Raw genomic sequence first — 18,673 nt, forward strand, 5'->3', positions numbered from 1 at the left:
CACAGTTTTATAACCACTTGCGGACTGGTCGATGTATGGACTCAGTCCAAGAAATGAAAGGCGCGAGCATCGTTGTCGACACCTGCGCGGGGATTCGCCCGGGCGAGGACGTCCTGGTCGTCTCGGATTGGGAGGTCGCAGACGTCGCCGAACGCGTCGCCGCCGCCGCGAACGAGCGCGATGCGAACGTCACAATGACGATGATGGACCCCCGCGAGTACGACGGCAACGAGCCGGAGCCGTCGGTCGCGGCGGCCATGCTCGAAGCGGACGTGATCATCACGCCCGTCCACCGCTCTATCACGCACTCGAGCGCGACGGCCGAGGCCAAAAACGCCGGTGCACGGGTGATCAGCATGGTGAAGTTCACCGACGAACAGCTGGTCCACGGCGGACTCTACGCCGACTACGAGGGAATGCGGCCTCACTGTGAAGAGATGGCGAACAAGTTTAGCGAAGCCAGCGAGGCACGGATCACGTCCCCGCAGGGGACCGATGTGACGGTCGGTCTCGACGGACGTGACGGTAACGCCCATCCGGGGATCGCCCACGAGCCCGGGGAGTTCACGGCGCTCGTCCACATCGAGGCCAATATCTCCCCCGTAGAGGGAACCACGAACGGGACGGTCGTCTTCGATGGCGCCATCCCCAATCTGGATATCGGCGTCCTGGAGTCTCCCGTCACGATGGAGATCGAAGACGGCGCAGTCACCTCCGTCGACGGCGGCAAAGAGGCGAAACGCATTGCATCGGTCTGGGCGGACCACGACGACCCGGCAGTGTACAACATCGCCCAGTTGGCCGTCGGTATGAATCCCGAGTGTCCCGAGTTTAACGGCTGGTTCTCCAACGATCACGGTCGCTACGGTAACGTCCACTTCGGTATCGGCACGAGCAGCAATCTCGGCGGGACGACTCGCGCACCCGTCCACTTCGACGCGATGATGGCCGAGCCGACGCTCGAACTTGACGGCGAAGTCGTTCTCGAAGACGGCGAGTTCACGTTTTTCTAACTGAGAGATGACGTGGACTCACGGATCGAATTCGACGGCGGGGGAGAGATGAGACGGGCACTCGTCGATCAGGACCTACAGCCCGATGAGGAACTGAGAAAGCGGGTCGGTGGTCGACTCGAACTCGACATCGGCGTGGAGGCCACCGAAGAGGCAGTGATCGAGGCGCTCGACGGCGCATCCGTGCTGTTCACGACGTCACGGCTTCCGATCTCTGAGCGCGTCCTGGAGGCGGCAGACGAGCTCGAGGTCATCGGAAAGATCGGAACCGGCCTCGACAACGTCGACCTCGACGCCGCGTCGGAGTTGGGGATCGGCGTGACGTACACGCCCGGACTGAACGCGGCCGCGGTCGCCGAGTACACCGTGGCACTCACGCTTGCGGTGTCGCGTAGCATCCTCCAGAACGACCAGCTGCTGGAGGCCGGCGGGTGGCGAAACGAGACCGATCTGAGCACCTCGGTTCACGGGAAGACCGTTGGCGTGGTCGGCTTCGGCGACATCGGCAGCCGCGTCGCTGCCTTCTTTTCGGGACTCACGACGGACATCCTCACGTACGATCCGTACGTCTTCGATGAGGACACCGACATCACCGGGGCGGAGCTAACTGATTTAAACGACCTTCTCGAGCGCAGTGACATCGTCACCGTCAACGCCGAGTTGACGGCCGAAACGGAGGCCCTGATCGGCGCATCCGAACTGGATCGGATGCAGGAGTCGGCGATATTGGTGAACACCGCACGGGGACCGGTCGTGTCCGAGTCCGCGCTGATAGACGCGCTTGAGACCGGCGACATCGCCGGTGCCGGTCTCGACGTGTTCGAGACCGAGCCTCTCCCGCGAGACGCTCCGTTTCACGACTTCGACAACGTGATCGCCACTCCGCACGTCGCCGCGACGACGACGGAAAGCCGAACACACAGCATTGACGCGCTCGTCGACAGCGTCTTCGGGATGCTCGACGGGGACGGCGCACCGGAGCGATACACCGCCGTCGAGTACGATTCGTAACCTCGAGCGTACCTCGACGTCCGAGGGTCTCATTTCAGATGGGCCGATTCCGAGTTAGAGTATTGGTCCGGAGGTGTCCGAGTAGCGAACATCCCCGCGCAGATGCGGATACTCCCCGCTGACGTGCCGACTCACTCGGCGTCGTCGTCCGTCCGGGGCACAGCGAGAGTCGGTCTATCAACGCTCATGAGAACTTTCTGTGCAGTGCTTCCGAAGACTGCCTTCCCGACGGCGGAGCGCTTCCGAACGCCGATCACGACGTAGCGCGCGTCGCGACGTTTGGCGAACGAAACGATCTCGCCAGCAGCGTCGCCCACCGCACCGGTCGCCACGAACTCCTCGACAACCTCCTCTGCGATCTCCTCCGCGATCGAGGCGGCGAACTCTCGGACTTCGCTGGGATCGACCGCGTCTGCGGTCTCCGACACGCTTGTCCGTTCGAGGTCGACAAAGTCGTCTCGACTCAGCACGTGGAGGACCTCCAACTCGTCGTCGAACTTGCGAGCGAGCGTCTCCGCTTCTTCAAGTAGCTGACGCGATCCGTTCGATTTCTTGACTGCAACCAGGACGGTCATACACTCTCATGACTACTCTGAGGTATAATACTTACCGACCCCCTCGACCTCAACTGTTATGACTTCCGGGTCAGATGAGGTCGTATGGACGCAAGCGATCTGCTATCACAGCAACGGGAGTATCAGATGTTCATCGACGGGAAACCGACAGAAGCGGCCAGCGGCGAGCGGTTCGACATCTCCTATCCGTACCAGGAGACCGCGTGGGCGTCGGTTCCCGAGGCGGCGGCGACAGACGTCGACACCGCCGTGGCGGCCGCTCGGCAGCGGTACGAGAGCGATTCCTGGCAGGCTCGCTCGGCAACGGAACGCGGGAAGTTGCTGTTCGCGCTCGCCGACGAGATTGAGGCACACACCGAGGAGCTCGCCGCGCTGGAGACGCTGTCGAACGGAAAACTGATCCGTGAGATGCGAGGCCAAGTCGAGAGCCTTCCGGACTGGTACCGGTATTATGGCGGGCTCGCGGACAAGGTGCAAGGCGACACGATGCCGATCGAACAGGACGGCTTCTTCGGGTACACGGTACCGGAGCCGTACGGCGTCGTCGGCGCGATCACGACGTGGAACTCGCCGCTGTCGCTGGCGACCTACAAGATCGCACCGGCCATCGCCGCCGGAAACACGGTGGTGTTGAAGCCGTCCGAATTGGCGCCGGTCTCGGCGCTCAGGCTCGCGGAGTTGGCCGACGAGGCGGGATTCCCCTCGGGCGCGCTCAACGTGGTAACGGGCTTCGCAGATGTCGGGGCGGCGCTCGCCGGCCACAACGACATCGACCGAGTGGCGTTGACCGGCGGCCCCGAGGCTGGACGCGCGGTCGCAACCGCCGCGGCCGACAACATCGTCCCCAGCACGCTGGAACTCGGCGGGAAGAGCCCGAACATCGTGTTCCCGGATGCCAACTTGGAGAACGCGGTCACGGGCGCGATCAAGGGCATATTCGCTGCCAGCGGGCAGACCTGTATCGCCGGGTCGCGGTTGTTCCTCCACGAGGATATCGCCGAGACGTTCTTGAACCGGTTGGTCGAACGCACCGAACAGATCGACCTCGGCGACCCGCTCGACGAGGAGACGGAGATGGGCCCCATCGTCTCAGAGGCGCAACTGGACGGGGTGCGAGACCACGTCGACGGCGCCATCGATGAGGGAGCGACGCTTTTGACCGGCGGACCGGAGCGAGACGTCCCCGACGGACCGTTCTATCCGCCGACGATCCTGACCGACGTGACGAACGACATGGCGATCGCCCGCGAGGAAGTGTTCGGTCCGGTGTTGGCGGTCCTCACGTTCGAAACCGAAGACGAGGTCGTCGAGAAAGCGAACGACTCCGAGTTCGGGCTCGCCTCTGGCGTGTGGACGAAGGACATCCAGCGCGGGCACCGGATGGCCGACGCGCTGGAGGCGGGCGTGGTGTGGCTCAACACCTACCGGAAGTCGTCCTTTACGATGCCGTTCGGCGGATTCAAACAGAGCGGGATCGGGGTCGAAAAAGGGATCGAGGCCATCGAAGAGTACGTGCAGACGAAAAGCGTCTGGGTCGAGACGAAAGACGAGGTCTCGGACCCGTTCCGACTCGTCTGATCAGCGCGGCTGACAGACCACGTCGACGAGAACCGGGTCGCCACCCTTGACGACGTCCCACGCTTCGCGCAGGACCGGTCCGAGTTCGTCCGGGTCCTCGACTGGGCCGAATCCCTTCACCCCCATCGATTCCGCCATCGACGCGTAGTCAGGCGTCGGGTCGTAGAGACCGGTTCCGACGAGTGCGCTCTCGAAGCTCGCGTCCCGTCCGCGGTGTTCCGCGAGCGTCATGCGGTGGTCTGTGGAGTTGTACAGGGAGCCGTTGTTGTGGACGACGGTGAATATCGGGAGCCCGTAGTGGCCGATCGTCCAGAGGCCGCCGGGGTAGAACATCAGGTCACCGTCGGGTTGGAGGTTTATCGGAATCCGATCCGTCTCTTGGTACGCCAAGGCGCCGCCGATCGCCTGGCCGATGCCCTGGCCGATGCCGCCGCCGCCGGAGTAACTGCCGATATACTGGTCGTACTCGTCGATGTCCCACAGCTTGTAGGCCCATCCGCGGAAGGTCCCGTTCGTGAGCACCCACTCTTCATCCTCGATGACGTCCCAGATCTCTCCCGCCACGCGGGGCAGCGAGATGGGCGTCTCGTCCCACGCCGCTTCGGCCTCGTCCCGCCACGCCGCGCGCTGATCGTCGTGGACGCCCTCGATCGTCGCGCGGCGGGAGCGCACCCGCTGGCGCGCCTCGGCGTCGGTATCGAGTCGAGACTGTACCGCGTCGCGAAGCTGGGGCACTGCGAGTGCCGTATCGGCGGTTATCGAGAGGTCCGTCTCACGAAGGGCGAACTGGTCAGAGACCAGCCCCGACGGACGCGTGTTGTGCGTCCCGACGTCGATGAGCGCGAAGTCGTTTTCGACTAATTCGGTCCGCTCGTGGCTGACCGGCTCGGTGTCGGTGAGCGTGTAGTTCGGGCTCCACACGTCGAGCGCGAGGACGGCGTCGGCGTCGCGATACCGTTCCGTACCGGCCAGATCGAGCGGATGCGTGTTCGGGAAGTTGTAGCGATGCGGCGTGCCGACGCGGTGAGAGTGGAACACCGGGGCGGCGAGCGACTCTGCCAGGTCAACGAGTGCGTCGACCGCCTCACGGGAGTCCCCGACGGCGTCCGAGAGGATAACGGGGAAGTCGGCGTTGACGAGACGGTCCGCCGCCCGCTCGACGGCATCGGGGTCGGGTGCGATTCGGGTGGGCGTCTCGAACTTGTCGAAGTCGGGGAGCGGAATCGGCTCGTCGAGCTCCTCCTCCTGTATCTGATGGTCTAACGCCACGTACGTCGGTCCCTTCGTCTTCGAGTCGGCGATGTTGATCGCGTTCAGCAGCGACTCGGCGACGCCGTCGACGGCGACCGGCTGGTCGTCCCACTTCGTGTAGCCACGCACGAGGTTCCCCTGAATCTGTGCGGTGTGGATCCAGTCAAAGAAGGGTCGCCGTTTCGACTTCTGGACCGGACCGGTTCCCGCGAGCGCGACGACCGGGACGCGGTCGCAGTAGGCGTTGAATATCCCCATCGTCCCGTGGAGCGTCCCGACGACGTTGTGGAGGATACATAGCGCCGGCTCACCGGTGGCCTTGGCGTGTCCATGGGCGATGGCCACCGAGAGCCCCTCGTGAGGAACCTCGATTATCGGCGGGTCCTCGTCGTTGTAGTTGACCAATGACTCCTCGATCCCTCGAAACGACGACCCGGGGTTAAACGAGACGAACTCGAAGCCGTACCCCTTCAGGAAGTCGGTGATGTAGTCGGACCCGTACCGCTGATCGCTCGTATCGACCGCGCGCCGCTCGCGGAGCGGCGGGCGATCTGGAGTGTCGCTCATATAAACTCGCCTCAGCCAACGGCGAGGCTGTACTTAGTCGTATTGGCGATGAGAAGGAAACGGACGTCGTGACGACGCCGACCGCGATTCACCGGGCGTCCATGCTTACAATGTCGACTTGCTGACCCCGCCGTCGACGGAGATCGCCGTCCCGTTGAGGTAGCTTGCGCGGTCAGAACAGAGAAACGCGACGAGGTCGCCGAGTTCGTCCGGGCGTCCGAGCCGACCCAGCGGACTGTCTCCGGCGCGTTCGGCGAGCACCTCGTCGTAGCTCTCGTACTCGCCGCGCTCGATAGCCGCCTCACCGAGCGAGCGGATCCGCTCCGTCTCGATGCTCCGCGGGAGCACCATGTTCGATCTGACGTCAGGTGCGAGTTCGCGCGAGAGCGTCTTTTCCAGCCCGGCGACCGCCATCCGTACCGAAGCGGACAGCACGAGCGTGCTCGATGGCTCTTTGACACTCATGGAGGTGATGTTGACGATGCTTCCACCGCCGTCTGCTCGCAGGTGCGACTCGCCGGCGCGAACCGCGCGCACGACGCTCATCACCAGCATGTCGAAGGCGTCGTACCAGTCTTCGTCGGTGGTCTCGAGGGTCGATTTACTCGCTGGGCCACCTGCGCTGGTAACGAGGTGATCCAACCGACCGAACTCGTCGACACATCGCTGGACGACGGACTCGATATCCTCTCGAACCGCGATGTCGCCTTGTTGACCGACCACGGACCCCGTCGCGTCTGCTCTAATGTCCTCGACTGCCTCGGCAAGCCGGTCTTCGTCCCGACCGTTGACCACGACGTCGACCCCCTCCGCAGCGAGGGCTCGTGCTGACGCCTTTCCGAGACCGCTGCTCGATGCCGTCACGACCGCCGCGTTGCCCGCAATATGTAGGTCCATACCGCCCTCTCGACCGATGTCGAGATAAGTACCTCGCCCGTCACTGAGGCAGTCAGATCATTCCGCTAAGTCCGGATCGAGATGTGACAGTTCGCCGACGTATCGGTACTGCGCCTCGCCGGTAAACAGCGGGCGAGCAGTCCGCCCGACCGTAACGGCCTCGATCGTTGGATCCGGTCCGTCGTCGTCACCGTCGCGGGTATCTCGCGTCTCCTCTTCGCCGACTTCGACGCCAATCTCGATCGTCCCCTTCGGATGGCCGATGGTGACCGATCCATCCGTTCCCCGACGGACGACCTCGTTCGGGACCGTTCCCGGCAGCGACGCGGTTGCGGCGAGACACAGTGCACCGGTCACAGCGTAGGCGTGGTGCGGGGTCCCGGAGGTGACGATTCGGGCCGTGATGTCGATCTCAGCCGCCGAGACGTGCGTCCCCACGGAGGTGTCGTACGACTGCGGTTCGGAGACGACGGCGATCTGCGGAACCGCGGGCGATTCGCTACGCGAACGTGACGCGTCGTCCAGCAGCCCGATTCGCTCGCAGACGACACCGCGGATCCGTTCGAGTTCGTCGAGCAGTCCCGGTGTCTCCGTCAACTCCGCCGGTAGTTCGGTTCCGTCGAGTTCCAGGTCTGACGCCCGCAAGAAGACGCAAGGGTTCCCAACGTCAGCGACCGAGCAGGGTATGCTGCGGTCTCCACCGTTCCGACCGCCCCCCTCGAGGGCGATCTGTTCGGTCGGCGTTCCCGTCGGAAACAGAGCGCCGGTGACGCTGCCGGCCGGGTCGCGGAAGCGGGAGGGAATCCGCGCGCCCGTTCCGGGCACTCCGTCGATCGCGTAGTCGCCGTACACGTCGAACCCGCGGGACGTCACGGGGACGGTCTGGTCGATCACGGTGTCGGTGTTGGTGTTTATCAGTGTGAGATCGGCGGCGGGCGACTCGGCATCGACGATGCCTTGGTGGACGGCGAACGCACCGACGGCGGCCGTGAGGTTCCCGCAGTTGCCGCCCCAATCGACGACGGGGTCCTCGACGGCGACCTGCCCGAACGTGTAGGCCACGTCGACGTCCTCACGGTCCGCTGGCCCGACGATCATCAGCTTGCTCGTGTGAGATTTCGAGCCGCCGATACCGTCGACCTGTAGCGGGTCCGGGGACCCGAACAGCTCCAAGATGAGCTCGTCACGTAGCGCCCCGGGTTCGGGGAGGACGCCGTCTCTGACGAAGAATCCCTTGCTGGTGCCGCCGCGAAACAATACCCCGGGTACAGAGCCTTGGCCGGTCGGCGTCGACGCGTTCGACATACCCGCGACGAGGCAGATGCGGCCAATATAGGTTTCGCTCCGATAGGTCGTAACTGCGTACATATCCCGCTGAGCAGGGTGTTTCGCCCCAATTGCCGGGATCTCTACTACCAAGTGTGGGTGACCCCTCGTGGCCGACGTGTCAACGAACGACCGCTCCGTCTGGGCAGGCGCCGACGGGCGGGTACTCGTCGCCCTCTCTGTCGGATGGCTCGCGGTACGGCTCGGCCGAGAGGCCATCCCGCCGCTGATCCCGACACTTATCGACGACCTCCAGATATCACCCTCGACGGCGGGATTCGGCCTCACCGTGATGTGGCTCATCTACGCGCTCAGTCAGTACCCCGGTGGTCGGCTCTCGGACGCGCTCTCACGAAAGACGGTGCTCACGGGGAGTCTCGCCACCCTCGTGGTCGGCTTCATAGCGCTCAGTGCGGTCTCGACGTACGTCGGACTCCTCGCCGGGTTCGTCCTCGTGGGACTCGGTGCCGGACTGTACTTCGTTCCGTCCCGGGCGCTGCTGGCGGACACCTTCGGTGAGCGCCGCGGCCACGTCTTCGGGATACAATCGGCGTCCGGTTCCATCGGTGCGGGTGCCGCCGCCGGTGTCACGCTCGTCGCCGTTTCGATCGGCGTCTGGCAGCTCTCCTTCCTCCCGGTTATCGCCGTTCTCATCGTTGTGCTGTTCGCACTGATACGATGGGCCGATGGCGAGTGGACGATCGGCCGCGTCTCACTCGACCTCGGCGGCACGGGTCGACGGGTGCTGGCCGTCTCGCGCGCACGCTCGCTGCTTCTCGCGTACATCTGCGTCTCCTTCGCGTGGCAGGGGTTCCTCGGCTTCCTCCCGACGTTCCTCCGGGCCGAGAAGTCGTTCAGTCCCGCGCTCGCGGGAGCGGCCTTCGCATCTGTCTTCGTCGTCGCGATCATCGTCGGACCGTTGGCCGGCCGGCTCGGAGACGCCATCTCGCGGGTGTTCGTCGGGGTCGTCGCAACCGCCGTCGCCATCGTCGGCCTTATCGTCTTGATCACGTCCGGAAGCGCGGCCGTCGCCGTCGTCGGTGTCGTCGTGGTCGCAACCGGGCTCCGCGCGTACCCGCCGGTCATGCAAGCGTACCTCATCGGTCTGTTTCCGAACGATAGTATGGGCGGTGACCTCGGAGCGATGAAAACCATCTGGACGGGGATCGGCAGCTTCGCGCCCACGTACGTCGGTCTCATCGCCACGCGGTGGAGCTACGGGCTCGCCTTCGCCGGTTTCGTTGGCTGTCTCGCGGTCGCCTGTATCGTCCTCGCGCTCATTCACCTGTCGACGACCGCAGAGACATCGTAGCTCCCGAGACAGACAAGTTCCCGCCACGAGAGCCGCAGCGACGTCTGAGTCCACGCATAGATTTAAGCGCGGTCCCACGGATGGGTAGGTCGTATGCCTGAGCAAATGCTCGACTTAGAGATGATCGGCGCGTCGACGTCGGTCGTCGAGGAATGTCTTGACGTCAAACCCGGCGAAGAGGTCCTCGTTATCACGGACGCTCGGAAGGTTGGCGTCGGCCGAAACATCGCGACGGCCGCCAACGCGGCCGGTGCGACGACGACGATGTCGGTGATGCCGCTTCTAGATAGCCACGGGAACGAGCCGCCGGACGTCGTCGCCGAGGCCATGGTCGCGGCAGACGTGGCATTCACGTGTACTACGCACGCGATCACGCACACGCGGTCGCGTCTGCGCGCCGCCGAGGAGGGGACCCGGTTCGGGATCCTTCGCGGTGTCACAGAGGAGATGATGGTCGAAGGCGCAATGACCGTCGACTTCGAGGAACTCCGTCGCATCACCGAGGGACTTCGGGACGTACACGACGCCGCCTCCGATGTTCGCGTCACGAGCAGACAAGGAACCGATATCAGCTTCAGCGTCGACGGCTGTCCCGCGTTCGCGCTCGACGGGTACTATCACGAGACGGAAGGGTTTGCCACGCTGCCCCCGGGCGAATCCCCGACTCACCCGAAAGAGGACACGGCGAACGGAACGATCGTCTTCGACGTGTCGATGGACAACCTCGGCCAGCTCGACGAGCCGATCACGATGGAGATCGAAGACGGCTTCGTGAGCGATATCGACGGAGGGAGCCAAGCAGATGAGCTCCGCGACCTGATCGAGCGTAGCGACGAGAACGCTGGAAACCTCGCCGAGTTCGCGATGGGGACGAACCCGAAGGCGAAGCTGATCGGCAACCTCGCAGAAGACAAGAAGCGGAGCGGGACGGTTCACTTCGCCATCGGCGACAACGAGTCGCTCGGCGGGACCAGAAAGAGCGACATTCATCTGGACGGTGTCCTGCGAACGCCGACGGTCGAACTGGACGGAGAGACCGTCGTCGAAAACGGTCGTCTCCTCACCGAGAAATTCCTGTAATTTCGGCGGGCAAATCGGATGGCAGTCGCCGTCGATCAGCTCTCGATTTCGTTTCGGCCATTCTCTGTTAGGTGACCAGTGGCCAGTAGAAACCCCAGCAGAGGACGATAGCGATGACGGCGTACCCCGTCGTGATGAGTCCCGTCACCATCACGTCGACCGAGGACATCGGCCCCTTATCGTAGGTCAGGAGCACCGTCGTCGTGTTGAACGGGAACACGGTCGAACAGCCGACCACCATCATCAGCGACAGCGAGAGGAACAGCGCGTTTATCTCAAACGTGTCGGCGAATCTCAACATTACCGGGAACAACACGAGTAGTGACGCCGACGCCGTCGAGAAGAACAGTCTGACCACGAACGCCAGCGCCAACAGGAGCGTGACGGTCTGCCAGAGGGGTAGGGAGGCGAACGGAAGCGCCTGTTCCGCGTTTCCGATCACCCACGTGAGGACGCCGGACGACTCCAAGACCTCGAGCAAGGAGAACATCGTTCCGAAGACGAAGATGATCCCCCAACTGATCGTGGTCACGTCGTCAGCGGTAACGATCCTGAGCCCCGGCAGCGCGAGGAAAAGGATCGCCGCGGTGGGAGGGAGAATCGTCGGGACTCCAACGAACGACCCGACGACCCAGAGGAAGATAACCGCGATCATTACGCCGATGACGATCCGTTGATCTCGGTTGAATCCGGTTCCAGATGGGCGCTTTTGCTCGGGTGTGGAGGCGGTTGCGGCGCCGACGGGGTGGAGGAAGAGAATGGTCGCGACTGCGAGGACGAAGATGAACACCGTCGGGGGGAGCATCAACACCGCCCAGTCCAGCCAAGAGATATCAGTAACGGACGAGCGGATGAACTCCGAGGAGAGAATCGCCATCCCCCCGCCAGTCATCAGTCCCATCGACGCGACCGGGTTGACGTGTCCGAGGATCAGGTGAGCGTTGAGGAGGAAGTTCTCGTCGTCCGGGACGTCCCAAAGCTCGTCGAGTTCCTCGAAGAGCGGGAGAAACGCCACGGTCCGAGCCAGCGCCGACGGCATCATAAACGAGAGTGCGAGTAGCCCCGCAGCGGCCAGCCGGATCGTCTCCGCTGGCGAGTCGGCCACGAGCAGCCGTCGAGCGATAAGCTCGTCCAACCCGACCTTCGAGATGGTGTTTCCGAGAAGCAGCAGGATAATCAGGAAGAAGATGAGCCGCGACGAGAAACCGCTGGCAGCCACGGCGAACGAGTCGGCGATACCCAGCACGTACAGAAGTACGACGGTCGTGAGACTCGATATCGCAAAGGGAACCGGCTTGGTAAGCCACATAACGAGCGCGAAAAAGAACAGACCGAGCACGCGCTGACCGGTCGGGGTGAGTCCGTCGACCGGGAAGCCGGCGACGCTTCCGTAGAGGCAGACTACGCCGAGCGCTACGCCGATTGCCGGTACGATATCGATATCCCTTGAACCCCGCATGTATTGAATGAAACTTACAGATGTGGTAGGGTCGGATAAAGGTAGTGAAGCAGGCGGTTCACCGAACAGCTCCCCTCAGACCTGAGCTCAGTCCGGTTCGCGGTCGTTCAGTGGTCCCAATCGAGCCACGACAGCTGACCTCCCACAGAGATATCCGCAACATCTCAGATAGTTCCGTTATAGGTGTCGAGTAAATTATGGTAATGGTTAAATATGATTGTACTGTCTAACCGTGTGGGTCGACCATGACAAACGACCGCATGTCCCGCAGGAACCTCCTGCGATATACTGGTGGCGCATCGACAATCGGAATTGCTGGTTTAGCGGGCTGCTCAGGCAACGGCGGTGACGGTGGCGATGGTAGCGATGGTAGCGACGGCAGCGATGGTAGCGACGGTAGCGATGGTAGCGACGGTAGTGATGGTAGCGATGGTAGCGATGGCAGCGACGGTGACGACTACCCGAGTCGTCGGATCGAGTACATCGTTCCCTTCAGCGAGGGCGGTGGGACCGACACGTACGCCCGAACGATCATGCCGGAGGTGTCGGAGATTCTCGGTGTGCCTATTCAGATTAACAACGTCCCGGGGTCGGCGTCGCTCCGCGGGGCAGGACAGATGGTCCGTGCCGAACCGGACGGCTACACCTTCGGCGGATTCAATCCGCCGTCGACGCCGGTTTCGTACATGTTGAACCCGGCTGAAGACTGGGAGCTGACGGACCTCCGAGGCGTGGCCGGGTACGCTCGGACGCCGTACGTCGTCTACGCGAATCCCGACCAGGGGTACAGCGACCTCGCAGCCGCCATCGAGGCGTACGACAACGGCGACATCACCAATATCGGTGGTCAGCAGCGCGGTGGTATCGTGAATGTCATCGCTGAGATCATGAAGAACAACGACGACTACGGCGTGGGCTGGCAGAACTACATCGGGTACGACGGTGGCGGTCCGCTGGTTCAAGCGGTCGCATCCGGGGAGGTACCGGTCGGTATCACCACCGACGCATCCGGTCTCAGCGCGGCCGCGGACGACCGTGTCGACGTGATTGCGGTCCTCTCCAGCCAAGGAAGTAGCGTCTTCCCGGACGTGGAGTCGGTGACGACTCAAGGGTACCCCAACATCGACTACGTCGGTCAGCTCACTCGGTGTATGTGGATGCCGGGCGAGACGCCGGACTCGGTCGTGCAGACGATGTCGAGCGCCGTCGAGGAGGCGCTCCAGTCGGAGTCGGTTCAGTCGTGGTCTGAGGAGACCGGCAACATCATCCAGTACAACCCGCCGGAGTTCGCCGATCAGGTGCTCCAGGACGCCTTCGAGCAGATCCCCGAAAACGTCGACATCGAGGCTCTGCGGGAAGCCACGAGCTGATCACCCTCCACCCATTTCATTGATTAGCTTCTCGAAATCGCGCGATACACCGACCGCGGTGCGTCTGTCGATCTCGATGAAGCGGCCCGATCGGCCGAACATCCTGAGCGCGGACGAAAAATACATTACAGCGTAAAAAAATGTCACTATCTGACATGGTACAACAACAACTCGACAATGTGGACAGCGAACAGATCCTTCTTGGATTTCTGGTAGTCGTTTCCGGCGCCATGGTTATCCAGACGTTCCAGTGGAACCAGTCATCGGCTATCTTCCCGCGGTACATCGGATTGGCGACGCTGATCGGGTCAGTTCTGCTTCTGATCCGGAACTACCTGCCGGAGCCGTTTTACACCGTCGTGGCCGGGTCGACATCGATCACCGGCGGGAGCCGGGAGACCGATCAGGTTCAGGCGAAAAAGGATGAGGAGGATCAGTCCGGGGGGCCGTCCACGGAGCTCCCCGATCGGCCGCTCTCTCCCGCCGTGTTCACCGCGGTACTCATCACGCTGTACATCGGTCTGAGCTACTTGTTCTCGATGTTCCTGATGACGCCGCTGTTCGTGATCGCCTACACCGCTTGGTTCGAACAGCCGTGGTACATGATCGCATTCTTGACTGGGATCGGTACGCTCCTCGCGTACGCATTCACCACTGTGCTGATCGTTCCGGTCGACCGCGGCGTATACGTCGGCGATCTCCTTCAAATCGGTCTCGGGGGTGTCGTGTAGATGGCGACAGTCAGCGCCCTCACTGAAGCAGTTGGCATCGCGTTCGGCTGGCCGACTATCGGCTTGATGTTTGTGGGGCTACTACTCGGAATCTTCTTCGGGTCGCTTCCTGGTATCGGTTCCTCTCTCGGGATGGCGATTATCCTCCCACTGACGCTTCCCCTCGAGGGTATCAGCGCGATTATTCTCCTCGTGAGCATCTACAGCGGCGCGATGTACGGAGGAAGTATCGCTGCGATCCTCATCAATGTCCCCGGTACCGCGGCGGCGGCAGCGACGACGTTCGACGGCTACCCGATGTCCAAACAGGGGAAAGCGAAAAACGCACTTGCGATGTCGGCGGTCGCCTCGTCAGTCGGTGGACTGTTCACCATCATCGCGCTGTTCCTGATCTCCCCCGTGCTCGTCGAGATCGTCCTGCTCTTCGGGTCGCCCGAGTACTTCCTCATCGCGTTGTTGGGCCTTTCGATGATCACCATCGTTTCGCAGGGGTCGATGGTGAAGGGACTCGTCGCCGGATTTTTCGGTCTCCTGTTGACCACTATCGGCATCGCGCCCGTCGCACCCACGCTCCGATACACGTTCGGGTGGTTCGCAATCCGCGACGGACTGTCGTACGTCGCCGCGTTGATCGGCTTGTTCGCCGTGACGGAGATGTTGATACTCGCCCGCGATCAGACGGAGATCGCAGACGCCGACATCTCCATCAGCGGGAGCCTTCGAGAGGGAATCAGAGAGACCTTCCGACATCCAGTCACGGTGATAAAATCGGCATTCATCGGGATGGGTATCGGCGCAATTCCGGGCTCGGGTGCCTCGGTGTCGAACTTCCTCGCGTACGGCGAGGCGATGCGCTCGTCGAAAAACGCAGAGGAGTTCGGGAACGGGAATCCCGAAGGCGTCATCTCCTCGGAAGCATCGAATAACGGAACCGTTGGCGGCTCGCTCATCCCGACGCTTTCCTTCGGAATTCCGGGGAGCGGGTCGACCGCAGTCCTCCTCGGGGGACTCATCATGCACGGACTCATTCCCGGTCCGGACCTGTTCACCAGCCAGTTGCCGCAGACGTACAGCATGTTCATCGCGCTGTTAGTCGGGAATGTCGTCATCCTCATTCTGGGCCTCACCGTTATCACGAAGCTCAGCTACGTGACGCAGATCGATACCAACTACATCATCCCGATCATCCTCGTGCTCGCGACGCTCGGCGCCCTTGCGCTCCGGAACAACTGGGTCGACGTCTTCACCATCCTGGGGCTGGGGTTCATCGGCTACTACATGCGCAAGCACAACTTCTCGATGGTCGCGTTCGTTCTGGGAATCGTCCTCGGACCGATCGCCGAGCAGAACCTCCTTCGGTCGCTCCAACTCTCGGGCGGTTCGCTCGACATCTTCATCAGCAAGCCGCTCTCGTTGATGCTGGTCATCGCAATCGTCGTCGTCCTGCTGGGTCCGTTCCTCGGACCGAAGCTCAAAGAGCTGGTCGCCAGAAACACGTAATTGGCGACAGACGCCGTCTACCTGTTGTCGCGTTTCTGTGCTCGCATTTTTCGCTCCTCGTGGAGAACTCTCAAATCTCGCGGAGACATCCACGGACGGGCCTACGGGCGACACAGACGCGGAGAGCGCGTCACCGAGCACCTGACGACGCTCGCACGTATTCAGGCGGATCACGAGGATCACTAGGATCACTACCGGAGTGTGGCTTTCGCCCCGCATCACGGTGTGCTCTCAGCAGGCTATATTTTTAAGGTCTTCTCGTCAGTTGATGAGGCATGGTACGCAAATACAACCCATCCGAGATCCCGTCGGTGTACAATCTTGCCGATGCTCCCGTCGCGAAGGAAGGCCCCGGGTTCGAGCAGGTCGTCTTCCGGGGTGTCGACCAGATGGTCGGGATGACGACGATCGGCCCCGAGCGAGAAGATAAGCCGCAGCACAGTCACCCGTGGGAGCAGACGACGATCGTTATCGAAGGCGAAGTCGATTTCCTCGTCGACGGAGACAGAGTCTCGCTCGGCGTCCACGATGCGGTGGAAATTCCCCCGGACGTCCCACACGCGTCTCGCACCGTCTCCGAGGACCCAGCGCGCCTCCTTGCGTTCTGGCCTCTTCGGGAGGATCGCCTCGATGCGACCGAGTACCAAACAGAGTTCGATGTCTGATCGAGTAGCGACCGGACGGTCGAGGAAACGCGAGGGAGGTCGACGATGGATCTGACCGGCAAAACCGCTCTCGTCACCGGATCGAGTCGGAATATCGGCCGAGCGACGGCGGTCCGGATCGCAGAGGCCGGAGCCGATGTGGGGATCACGGCGCGAACTGACGAAGAGGGATGCGAAGAGACCGCGCGTCGTGTTCGCGCGGTCGGTAGCGACGCCGCAGTCTCACTCGGCGACATCGGCGACCCGGACGACGTCGTGTCGGTAGTCGAAGCGATCCGCGATCGACTCGGCCCGATCGACGTGCTCGTGAACAACGCGACGTACCGACCGTCGAAACCGTTTCTTGACGTGGAGACCGAAGATATCGATCGCGTGCTCGACGTGAATTTTAGAGGCGTGTTTCAGACGACGCAGGCGGTCGTCCCGGACATGAAGGCGCGGGGCGGGGGCTCAGTCGTGAATCTGATCGGAGCGATGGTGTACCTCGGCAAACACGGGCACGCTCACTCGTACGGTTCGAAACTGGGGATCGAAGGGCAGATACGGCAGTTGGCGACCGAGTTGGGCTCGGACGGGATCCGGATCAACGGGGTCTCGCCCGGACTCATCGACGTGGACCGAACCCGGACCGATGAGTGGGAGCGGATCGAGAACGAAGTGGTCCGTTCGACCCCGCTCGGACGGCTCGGCGAGGTCGAGGAGGTGGCCGACGCGTGCTGTTTCCTCGCGTCAGACGCCGCGTCGTTCGTGACCGGACAGGTATTACACGTCAACGGGGGGAGTTACCCGACGCCGACGCTGGTTCCCGAAGAGTAACTGCTTGCAGGCGGCTCCGTCACGGCACTGTCGGGCCGGCCGTGATGGAACCACTCCTCGTCCGACTACAGGAGACGCGAACTCCACCCACCGTCGACGGGTAACACCGACCCGGTAATGTACGACGCAGCCGGTGAGGAGACGAAGGCGACCGCCTTGCCGAACTCTTCGGTAGTGCCCATCTCGGGAAGCGGCAGCTCCTCGACACGAAGTTCTCGCACAGCCTGTTCCGATATCCCCTCGCGCTCGGCCCGCGCGGCAATCTTCGATTCGATACGGTCGGAGAGTACTCCGCGAGGGGCAACGCAGTTCGATCGAACCCCGTTTTCTCCCTCCTCGTTGGCGAGGGTCTTCGAGAGCCCGTAGATGCCCGGTCGAAACACGTTTCCGAGCGTACCGTGCGCCGTCGGCTCCGCCGCAGAGGCGGCCACGAGGTGTGTAACCGCGCCGCCGCCGTCGCGAAGCGCTGGGAGAGCGGCCTTACACTGAACGACCGTGCTCCGGATAACGTCGTTGTACCCTCCGTCAAACGCCTCGATGGAGGTCTCCTCGAAAGAGGCATTGTCCGGACCCCCGTGGTTGGTTACCAGCACGTCAAGCCCGTCGAACTCCGTCGTCGCTTCCTCGATGCCAGACTCTATCTCGTCGCGGTTGGCGAGATCCATCTCAACCGTGAACACCGCGTCCTCGTCACAGTCGGTCTCGTCAAGTATCGTCTCGCGAGCACGAGCGAGATTGTCCGCGCTGCGGGAGGCGATTGTCACGTTCGCTCCCTCCGCGGCGAACCGCGTGGCCGCCCCCAATCCGAGCCCTTTGCTTGCCGCGGCTACGAACACCGACGCTCCGCTGAGCCCTAAGTCCATGCCAGCATCTCACACGGGAGGGACGTAACGATTCCGTTCGTCTGAGGACTCCCGACTCAGAGGGCAGGCTGGACACCACATCTGGTCGGGGTCGCGAACCGATCGCGAGTCGCCGACAACAGCGCGATCAGCGCGCCTCTTTCACCCGTTCTCGGACATCATCGACGAAGGAATCGAACTGCGGGTTCCCACCGTCGCGAACCCATCGATACGTGATAATCCCGTCCGAATCGATAACGAACACGCTTCGCTGGGCGGATTCGATCGACCCGTACATATTCTCGTAGACGACGTCATACAACCGGATGGCCTCGTGATTCCAGTCCGAGAGCATCGGGATACTGAACCCCTCCTGTGCTATCCAGACGTTCTGAGCAAACGGAAGGTCGACGCTGACTCCGTACACCTCGGCGTCGAGCGCCTCAAAGGAACCTAATTCGCTCCCGAAGGTACACATCTCCTCGGTACAGCCACTCGTGAACGCACCGGGGACGAACGCGAGCACAATCGGGCCGTCTCCAATCGCCTCGGAAAGCGTGAACTCAGAGACGTCATCGTAGCCGTTTCCCCCGGCGAGCGGGAGCGTAAAGTCGGGTGCACGGTCACCTTCGGAACTCATGGCCACCCGTACCGCAGAGAACGACGTAAGGTTAGCGGGT

Annotated in this window: 17 protein-coding genes; 10 read left to right on the top strand and 7 right to left on the bottom strand. The window is 62.7% G+C overall.

Annotated elements, in window-relative coordinates:
• The first annotated feature begins 35 nt into the window (after positions 1 to 35).
• Together ACNS84_RS14230 and ACNS84_RS14235 are read left to right on the top strand one after the other, a co-directional pair.
• Positions 36 to 1,013 carry an aminopeptidase gene (locus tag ACNS84_RS14230; RefSeq protein ID WP_435075518.1) on the top strand — a complete coding sequence of 326 codons (978 nt, stop codon included), beginning with the start codon at positions 36 to 38 and terminating at the stop codon, positions 1,011 to 1,013.
• A 48-nt stretch (positions 1,014 to 1,061) separates the two neighbouring features.
• Positions 1,062 to 2,024, top strand: coding sequence for an NAD(P)-dependent oxidoreductase (locus ACNS84_RS14235; protein WP_435075519.1), 963 nt, complete (start codon positions 1,062 to 1,064; stop codon positions 2,022 to 2,024).
• A gap of 131 nt (positions 2,025 to 2,155) precedes the next feature.
• On the opposite strand, the gene ACNS84_RS14240 is transcribed toward ACNS84_RS14235, so the two are convergent.
• Entirely contained in the window at positions 2,156 to 2,599 is a 444-nt protein-coding gene (locus tag ACNS84_RS14240; RefSeq protein WP_435075520.1) for a universal stress protein, read from the bottom strand.
• An 84-nt stretch (positions 2,600 to 2,683) separates the two neighbouring features.
• Between ACNS84_RS14240 and ACNS84_RS14245 the strand changes: the two genes are divergently transcribed.
• Positions 2,684 to 4,177, top strand: coding sequence for an aldehyde dehydrogenase (locus ACNS84_RS14245; protein WP_435075521.1), 1,494 nt, complete (start codon positions 2,684 to 2,686; stop codon positions 4,175 to 4,177).
• Here ACNS84_RS14245 and ACNS84_RS14250 read toward each other — a convergent pair whose 3' ends face one another.
• The 3 genes from ACNS84_RS14250 to ACNS84_RS14260 form a co-directional block, all read right to left on the bottom strand.
• Entirely contained in the window at positions 4,178 to 5,995 is a 1,818-nt protein-coding gene (locus ACNS84_RS14250) for a thiamine pyrophosphate-binding protein (RefSeq protein WP_435075522.1), read from the bottom strand. It lies immediately after the preceding gene.
• Positions 5,996 to 6,100: 105 nt separating this feature from the next.
• Positions 6,101 to 6,892, bottom strand: coding sequence for an SDR family oxidoreductase (locus tag ACNS84_RS14255; protein ID WP_435075523.1), 792 nt, complete (start codon positions 6,890 to 6,892; stop codon positions 6,101 to 6,103).
• A gap of 57 nt (positions 6,893 to 6,949) precedes the next feature.
• On the bottom strand, positions 6,950 to 8,197 hold the full coding sequence (locus ACNS84_RS14260) for a 2-methylaconitate cis-trans isomerase PrpF family protein (protein ID WP_435075524.1): 1,248 nt from the start codon (positions 8,195 to 8,197) through the stop codon (positions 6,950 to 6,952).
• A gap of 130 nt (positions 8,198 to 8,327) precedes the next feature.
• Here ACNS84_RS14260 and ACNS84_RS14265 point away from each other — a divergent pair, with 130 nt between their 5' ends.
• Both ACNS84_RS14265 and ACNS84_RS14270 read left to right on the top strand, forming a co-directional pair.
• Positions 8,328 to 9,530 (top strand): MFS transporter, encoded by a 1,203-nt coding sequence (locus ACNS84_RS14265; RefSeq protein ID WP_435075525.1) that lies wholly within the window; start codon positions 8,328 to 8,330, stop codon positions 9,528 to 9,530.
• Positions 9,531 to 9,623: 93 nt separating this feature from the next.
• A complete protein-coding gene (locus ACNS84_RS14270; RefSeq protein WP_435075526.1) occupies positions 9,624 to 10,610 on the top strand; it encodes an aminopeptidase in 987 nt (328 codons plus the stop codon).
• A gap of 67 nt (positions 10,611 to 10,677) precedes the next feature.
• Here the strand turns inward: ACNS84_RS14270 and ACNS84_RS14275 are convergent, their stop codons facing one another.
• On the bottom strand, positions 10,678 to 12,069 hold the full coding sequence (locus ACNS84_RS14275; protein ID WP_435075527.1) for an SLC13 family permease: 1,392 nt from the start codon (positions 12,067 to 12,069) through the stop codon (positions 10,678 to 10,680).
• Positions 12,070 to 12,314: 245 nt separating this feature from the next.
• Here ACNS84_RS14275 and ACNS84_RS14280 point away from each other — a divergent pair, with 245 nt between their 5' ends.
• From ACNS84_RS14280 to ACNS84_RS14300, 5 genes are all read left to right on the top strand, one after another.
• Positions 12,315 to 13,439: a Bug family tripartite tricarboxylate transporter substrate binding protein gene (locus ACNS84_RS14280; protein ID WP_435075528.1), complete on the top strand. Its 1,125-nt coding sequence runs from the start codon at positions 12,315 to 12,317 to the stop codon at positions 13,437 to 13,439.
• A 155-nt stretch (positions 13,440 to 13,594) separates the two neighbouring features.
• A complete protein-coding gene (locus ACNS84_RS14285; protein ID WP_435075529.1) occupies positions 13,595 to 14,170 on the top strand; it encodes a tripartite tricarboxylate transporter TctB family protein in 576 nt (191 codons plus the stop codon).
• On the top strand, positions 14,171 to 15,670 hold the full coding sequence (locus ACNS84_RS14290; RefSeq protein ID WP_435075530.1) for a tripartite tricarboxylate transporter permease: 1,500 nt from the start codon (positions 14,171 to 14,173) through the stop codon (positions 15,668 to 15,670). It begins immediately after the preceding gene.
• 275 nt (positions 15,671 to 15,945) lie between these two features.
• The gene (locus ACNS84_RS14295) at positions 15,946 to 16,335 is read left to right on the top strand and encodes a cupin domain-containing protein (protein ID WP_435075531.1); all 390 of its coding nucleotides are present in this window, start codon (positions 15,946 to 15,948) and stop codon (positions 16,333 to 16,335) included.
• Between the two features lie 45 nt (positions 16,336 to 16,380).
• Positions 16,381 to 17,151, top strand: coding sequence for an SDR family NAD(P)-dependent oxidoreductase (locus tag ACNS84_RS14300; RefSeq protein ID WP_435075532.1), 771 nt, complete (start codon positions 16,381 to 16,383; stop codon positions 17,149 to 17,151).
• A 65-nt stretch (positions 17,152 to 17,216) separates the two neighbouring features.
• Here ACNS84_RS14300 and ACNS84_RS14305 read toward each other — a convergent pair whose 3' ends face one another.
• A complete protein-coding gene (locus ACNS84_RS14305) occupies positions 17,217 to 18,014 on the bottom strand; it encodes an SDR family oxidoreductase (RefSeq protein WP_435075533.1) in 798 nt (265 codons plus the stop codon).
• A 127-nt stretch (positions 18,015 to 18,141) separates the two neighbouring features.
• Positions 18,142 to 18,633 carry a redoxin domain-containing protein gene (locus ACNS84_RS14310; protein ID WP_435075534.1) on the bottom strand — a complete coding sequence of 164 codons (492 nt, stop codon included), beginning with the start codon at positions 18,631 to 18,633 and terminating at the stop codon, positions 18,142 to 18,144.
• Between the last annotated feature and the right edge of the window lie 40 nt (positions 18,634 to 18,673).

Origin of the sequence: Halorubrum wangae (assembly GCF_051194135.1) — an archaeon.
In the GTDB taxonomy this organism is placed as follows: Archaea; Halobacteriota; Halobacteria; order Halobacteriales; family Haloferacaceae; genus Halorubrum.